This is a genomic window from Janthinobacterium sp. FT14W (genome assembly GCF_009208755.1).
GTDB classification, from domain to species: domain Bacteria; phylum Pseudomonadota; class Gammaproteobacteria; order Burkholderiales; family Burkholderiaceae_D; genus Janthinobacterium; species Janthinobacterium violaceinigrum.
In genome coordinates this window covers 1-285 of record NZ_WFLL01000156.1, presented here as the reverse complement: position 1 = coordinate 285, position 285 = coordinate 1, and the positions used below count along the sequence as shown (strand labels likewise).

Here is a 285-nt window from a genome sequence, read left to right as displayed (position 1 = left end):
CGATAACCTACTTTCACACTGGTTGCAGCACTATCATCGGCGCAAAGTTGTTTCACGGTCCTGTTCGGGATGGGAAGGGGTGGGACCAACTTGCTATGGTCATCAGGCATAACTTGTACTGGCGTTTATCTCCTGTGGGACGACAAAGCCATGAATCCGGAAGAAGCAAAGATCGGGGTAATGAATGGTATCAACACACACGCAACGTTGTACCGTCTTATCCTCTGTACCTGCTAAGGTTATAGGGACAAGCCGTACGGGCAATTAGTACTGGTTAGCTTAATG

General features: G+C 48.4%; 1 rRNA gene. It reads right to left on the bottom strand.

From position 1 onward, the window contains the following. Positions 1–107, bottom strand: a 5S ribosomal RNA gene (rrf, locus tag GCN74_RS28410); the annotation flags it as partial. Positions 108–285 lie beyond the last annotated feature (178 nt).